At 44.6% G+C, this 6,069-nt stretch carries 6 protein-coding genes; 5 read left to right on the top strand and 1 reads right to left on the bottom strand.

Features of this window, described 5'->3' with window-relative positions; translation table 11 throughout:
- Positions 1-507 precede the first annotated feature (507 nt).
- Both ACOJS8_RS25295 and ACOJS8_RS25290 read left to right on the top strand, forming a co-directional pair.
- Positions 508-1,839, top strand: coding sequence for a UDP-glucose dehydrogenase family protein (locus tag ACOJS8_RS25295; protein ID WP_420151346.1), 1,332 nt, complete (start codon positions 508-510; stop codon positions 1,837-1,839).
- A gap of 100 nt (positions 1,840-1,939) precedes the next feature.
- Positions 1,940-2,920, top strand: coding sequence for a UDP-glucuronic acid decarboxylase family protein (locus ACOJS8_RS25290; RefSeq protein WP_420151345.1), 981 nt, complete (start codon positions 1,940-1,942; stop codon positions 2,918-2,920).
- A 93-nt stretch (positions 2,921-3,013) separates the two neighbouring features.
- Here the strand turns inward: ACOJS8_RS25290 and ACOJS8_RS25285 are convergent, their stop codons facing one another.
- On the bottom strand, positions 3,014-3,796 hold the full coding sequence (locus ACOJS8_RS25285) for an NIPSNAP family protein (protein WP_420151344.1): 783 nt from the start codon (positions 3,794-3,796) through the stop codon (positions 3,014-3,016).
- Between the two features lie 120 nt (positions 3,797-3,916).
- Between ACOJS8_RS25285 and ACOJS8_RS25280 the strand changes: the two genes are divergently transcribed.
- The 3 genes from ACOJS8_RS25280 to ACOJS8_RS25270 all read left to right on the top strand — a co-directional run bounded on the left by ACOJS8_RS25280 (position 3,917) and on the right by ACOJS8_RS25270 (position 6,060).
- On the top strand, positions 3,917-4,186 hold the full coding sequence (locus ACOJS8_RS25280) for a hypothetical protein (RefSeq protein ID WP_420151343.1): 270 nt from the start codon (positions 3,917-3,919) through the stop codon (positions 4,184-4,186).
- 121 nt (positions 4,187-4,307) lie between these two features.
- Positions 4,308-5,453, top strand: coding sequence for an amidohydrolase (locus ACOJS8_RS25275; RefSeq protein WP_420151342.1), 1,146 nt, complete (start codon positions 4,308-4,310; stop codon positions 5,451-5,453).
- Between the two features lie 112 nt (positions 5,454-5,565).
- Positions 5,566-6,060: a DinB family protein gene (locus tag ACOJS8_RS25270; RefSeq protein WP_420151341.1), complete on the top strand. Its 495-nt coding sequence runs from the start codon at positions 5,566-5,568 to the stop codon at positions 6,058-6,060.
- Positions 6,061-6,069 lie beyond the last annotated feature (9 nt).

The raw sequence follows: 6,069 nt of genomic DNA, 5'->3' as shown, positions 1-6,069 counted from the left end.
GAAAAAGATCAGCCGGAAAATGCTGCTCTTCATCCCATTGACGAGCGTTTGGGCGTATAAGCCGATCACTTAAATCGCGCACCGATTGAACAATCAGCTGGGATACAACTGACTTTTCGGATATATTAACTTGATTTTCTCCAATTTCAGCGTCCATAAATATAGTATGTTGATGTGCTGAAAACACCCGATAGATGTGTCTGTACAGCAGCTTTATATTTAACTACAATAAACGTAAAATAGATAGCAAACTAATAAAATTGCCTGGACAGAAAAGATGAAAAGTTAACTATAAATAATTTTAGGTTTATTGTTTGTATATAAAAATTATAGATTTTTTAACAAAAAGCTAGTTTTTGCGCCTTAGAGTATATTTGCTGCCGATGGATAGGGATTACTTTCCTCCACAATAGGACATTATTAAAAAACTCCTATTTTTGCACTAATCGACAGATAGTCGACTAAACTTTATTATTTATAAAATCACAATCTATACTTAAATAATCTATGAAATTAGCAGTTGTAGGAACCGGATATGTGGGTCTTGTAACAGGTACGTGTTTCGCTGAGACTGGTAACCAGGTTACGTGTGTTGATATTGACGTAAGAAAAGTTGAAAAGCTTAATAACGGAATTGTCCCTATTTACGAACCCGGTCTTGAAACGTTGTTTTTACGGAATGTAGAGGAGGGCCGGTTATTATTTACGACCGATTTAGAAGAAGGAATTAAAGGCGCAGAGGTAATTTTCCTGGCACTGCCTACACCTCCGGGCGAAGATGGTTCTGCCGATCTGAAATATATTCTGAAAGTAGCCAGCGACCTTGGTCCGATTTTAAGCCAGTATGCGGTAATTGTCGATAAGAGTACGGTGCCAGTGGGTACAGCCGAGAAGGTTCATGCACACATTGCCGACAATGCTAAGGTAGATTTCGACGTCGTGTCTAACCCCGAGTTTTTACGGGAAGGCGTTGCGGTCGAAGACTTCATGAAGCCTGACCGCGTTGTAATTGGTACGCGGTCGGACCGGGCTAAAGCAGTCATGAATAAACTGTATGCTCCATTGGTACGTCAGGGAAACCCCGTTATTTTCATGGACGAACGGTCGGCTGAAATGACGAAATATGCTGCTAATGCGTTTCTGGCTACTAAAATCACGTTCATGAACGAAATCGCTAATTTGTGCGAACGCGCAGGCGCTAATGTTGATGATATTCGTCGGGGTATCGGTACAGATAGCCGTATCGGTAAGCGGTTTTTATTTGCCGGTATTGGTTATGGTGGTAGCTGTTTCCCGAAAGATGTGCAGGCCCTGGCAAAAACAGCCAGCGATTTCGATTACGACTTTAAAGTGTTGAAGTCGGTTATGGAGGTCAACTACAAACAGAAGACCAAAATGATGCCAATCGTTCGGCAGCATTTTGGCGATGATCTGAAAGGAAAAACCATTGCTGTTTGGGGATTAGCCTTTAAACCTTATACCGATGATATTCGGGAAGCGCCAGCGCTGGATAACATTCAGGCCTTGCTCGAAGCGGGCGCCAAAGTAACGGTATACGATCCGGAAGCGATGGACAACGTAAAGAACGTTCTGGGTAACTCCATTACGTATGCGCACACGCAATACGCTGCTCTGGACGATGCCGATGCGCTGATGATCATTACCGAATGGCCATTGTTCCGTACGCCTGACTTTGATAAAATGAATCTGCTCTTGAAAAACAGAGTAATTTTCGATGGACGTAACGTCTACGAACTTGATCAGATGCGGGAGATGAACTACACGTATTATAGTGTTGGCCGCGAAGCCGTTCTGGCCCCTGTCGAGCAAAAAGTTTAATTTGACCCCATTATTCGGTTTTTTTACGGTATTCTATTCACGATTTTATTGGTCAAGAATAGAATACCGTAAACTGTATACATACAAACCCAATTACTGAATGAAGCGTGTTTTAATTACCGGCGGGGCCGGATTTCTGGGGTCGCATCTTTGTGATCGGTTTATCAAAGAGGGCTATCATGTAATTGCTATGGACAATCTGATTACGGGCGACATCCGTAATATAGAGCACTTGTTCCATCTGCCTAATTTTGAATTTTACGACCACGATGTCTCCAAGTTTATTCATGTGCGGGGTGAGATAGATTATATCCTGCATTTTGCTTCGCCCGCCAGCCCGATTGACTACCTGAAAATACCGATTCAGACGCTGAAAGTTGGCTCATTAGGTATTCATAATTGCCTGGGACTGGCCCGTGTGAAAAAAGCGCGTGTACTTATTGCATCAACCTCAGAAGTGTATGGCGATCCAACCGTTCATCCACAGAACGAAGAGTACTGGGGCAATGTAAATCCAGTTGGGCCACGCGGTGTTTATGACGAAGCCAAACGCTTTCAGGAAGCCATGACAATGGCCTACCATACGTATCATGGACTGGAAACCCGGATCGTCCGAATTTTTAATACGTATGGTCCTCGTATGCGTCTGAATGATGGTCGGGTATTACCTGCGTTCATTGGTCAGGCGTTACGTGGTGAAGATCTGACCGTTTTTGGGGATGGAAGCCAGACCCGCTCGTTCTGCTACGTCGATGATCTGGTAGAAGGTATTTATCGTCTGCTTCTGAGCGATTATGCGTATCCGGTAAATATTGGAAATCCGTCGGAGATTACGATCAAAGAGTTTGGCGAAGAAATCATTAAACTCACTGGTACAACTCAGAAGCTGATCTTCAAAGACTTACCCAAAGACGATCCCAAGCAACGGCAGCCTGATATTACTAAAGCGAAAGCGGTTCTGGGTTGGGAGCCCAAAGTAAGCCGGGCAGAAGGATTACGTATTACGTATGAATACTTTAAGAATTTGCCAGAGGAGGAACTCTACAAAGCTGCTTACCACCGCGAATTTGTGAAGCAGTAACTCTGTCAGTAATCAGCAACGTATAGAATTAAGGGTTCGGATGCTAAAGCAACAGTATCCAAACCCTTTTTTAGTGCAGGAAATCAACCTTGTTTAGATATCTGAATAGGAAGTAGGGTGTAACAGATAGATATCAGCGCGGAGAAAATTGTGGGCGTATTCGGGTAAGGCGTTAAATTTTTTCCAGCCCTCGTCATTGCTGAACGCTTTCCAGTGGGCATCCCGTTCGGCTTTGTTTTCGAACGATGTCATGTACATCAGACTAGGCATTTTACCGCCTGCTTTCACCTGACCACAGAAAACCGTATTGAACCCCAGTCTTTTGAAAATGGCCAGTTCGCCGTTATTGAACTGACTGATTTTATTTTCATGTAGTTTTTCGGTAGAAGCTTCATAGTTCCGCAGTTCATATATACGTTCTGCTGGCCCAGACTGAAGTTTTGGCGTTACCAAGGCAGGCATCCCGGAAAAAGCTTCCATTAAATACGACTCTAGCCCTTTGAAAACAGGATTATTAAATTCTGCATTAATGTAGTCCTGCCCGGTTGAAGCATAGTTTTTATCTTTTGCCAGTGTTTCTGGTAACGACAGAAATTGATCAATCGACTTAAACGGAATCAGTACGTATACCAATGAATCGACATCTGTTGCGGGCCTGAAAACACCAACTTTACTGATACCCGCGCGGTGTAACGCAGGCAGGTAGGCTTGTTTGAGATACGTTTCGAGCCGGTCTTTCTGGCTGTTGTCTTTCAGGTGGTAAACTTTAAGCTGATAAAATTCGCGTTTGGGGGCAAACGCCTGAATTGCGTTGGCAAAGAAAATAAAAAGAAGCCCAAGAATGAGTGTTTTGCTGGTTGTACTGGTACTAAACATATACAGAAGAATGGTTTGAAATCTAAAAAGCGGACTTCGATGAAAAATTCACGGATCAGCTTGAAATTGTTAGCTACCGGGTCTGTTGGGTAAGCAGCAGAAATTCCTTGATGCGATACTATGAGCCTCTTTCCCCAATTCGCTCAGACCATCCAGGCAAGGATTAGACGTGAGGTATTACTCCTGACCGAGCGTCCGTCGAAACTCGTTCAGAATACTTGCAGCTTCATGTATTACCGAACGTATCCAGCCGCTGGCTTCTCGTCTGTCAGTCGTCACGTAGTAAAGCGTGAGCACCTTCAAACACTGATATTATATCGTATCTGCGGACTGGCTCAATTAAATCCCGGCGGCTTTCGGAGCCTTCCCAACTTTCCTCATCGCCTATAAAGTAAATTGTAATGGACGTATCGTCGCGACATTTAGGAAGCAGAACCAAACTTTGATTCACGATCTTGTCTGACAATACAAAATATTCGTAATTGAACACGAAAGCTTAGCCGACAAACGTATGCAAAAGAATCAGTACGACGATAGTTTTGTCCGGTTCAGACAAGCGTTGCATCAGTTTCCGGAAATCTCAGGGCAGGAAGTCGAAACCCAGAAACGAATAAAAGCGTTTGTCAGCCAATTCAAGCCGGATGGTATTTGTGAAGTTGGCGGTACCGGTTTGTTACTGCAATATGGCCAGCGGGATTCAACACCTGTTACGTTGATTCGGGCAGATATTGATGCGTTGCCCATTCAGGAAGTCAATACGTTCGGCCATCGGTCACAGATTGAAGGTGTTTCGCACAAATGTGGACACGACGGACATGCTGCTATCCTGGCTCGGCTCGCTTCGTTGTTAGCCGAAAAGCCGATTTTGAACGGATGCGTATATTTATTATTTCAGCCAGCCGAAGAAACAGGGCAGGGTGCGGAAGCCGTGCTCAATGATCCTTTGTTTGCGTCTATCCAGCCCGATCGGGTTTTTGCGTTGCATAATCTGCCCGGCTTTGAACAAGGTGTAATCGTCTGTAAACCTGGCTCTTTCACGGCGTCAGTGCTTAGCATGATCGTTACGTTTACGGGTAAAGTATCGCATTCGGCCGAGCCTGAAAAGGGGATAAACCCCGCTTACGTAATGGCTAATTTCATGTTGAGAACCAGAGAGTTGCAACAGCCCAATCCTCAGTTCAATGATTTTGCCTTGATTACGCCAGTCTACACCAATATGGGGGAGAAATCGTATGGCGTATCAGCAGGTTACGGCGAAGTTCATGTTACGCTTCGAACAAGAAGTGCAAAGCGGATGGAACACCTGAAAAAACAGTTAGTAATGTTGCTGACCGAACTTTCGACTCGTGGTGGGATCAACGTAGCGACTGAGTACACCGAAGCTTTTTATGCTAACGAAAACGATCCTGAAGCCTATGAGCAAATCAGAGGCAGTGCCCTGAAATTAGGCTATCCGTTCATTGAAAAGCAGGAGCCGTTTAAATGGGGAGAAGATTTTGGTTTATTCACGCAGAAGCACAAAGGAGCTATGTTTGGAATTGGCAACGGCAAAAATTCCCCGGCTCTACACAACGACGATTATGACTTCAACGATAATTTAATCGAGCCTGCAGCCCGGCTATTTCTGGAATTAATTGCAATAGACCATTATAAATAGTAGCCAGCTACACCTTCAGCTAGCCGAGAAGATGGTAAGTACGTATCTGAAAAGTTGCATAACATACAGCGTTTTTATCAGGTTGATACGTTGTAAAAACTGCTAAAAGATCATGCCCAAATCGAATCAACCTGCCGATACGATCCTGCGCCAGCAACTGATTGATTTACTGACCAGTACTAATGCCCATCAGCCATTTGACGCTGCCATTAACGATTTGCCAGCTGAATTACGGCATGTAAAGCCCAAGGGTGTACCTTACAGCATTTGGCAATTAGTCGATCATATTCGAATTGTTCAGTGGGATATTCTGGAATTCTCGCGTGATGCGTCGCATCAGTCACCGCCCTGGCCCTCAGGCTACTGGCCACAAGAAGCGGGACCTGCCGATGAAACAGAGTGGCAACAGGCACTGACCCAGATTCGACGGGATCGGGATGCGTTTATTACGTTGCTCAACGATCCGCAACGCGATTTATACGAACCTTTTGAGCATGGGGAAGGACAAAATTTGCTCCGCGAAGCACTGTTGATTGCCGACCACACTGCGTATCATATCGGCGAAATTATCATCATCCGGCGGTTGCTGAACGCCTGGGGAAACTAATTGCAGTTC

Origin of the sequence: Spirosoma sp. (genome assembly GCF_048594605.1) — a bacterium.
GTDB lineage: Bacteria > Bacteroidota > Bacteroidia > Cytophagales > Spirosomataceae > Spirosoma.
Note: the sequence above shows the minus strand (reverse complement) of the source record. Positions and strands in the feature narration are given on the sequence as shown.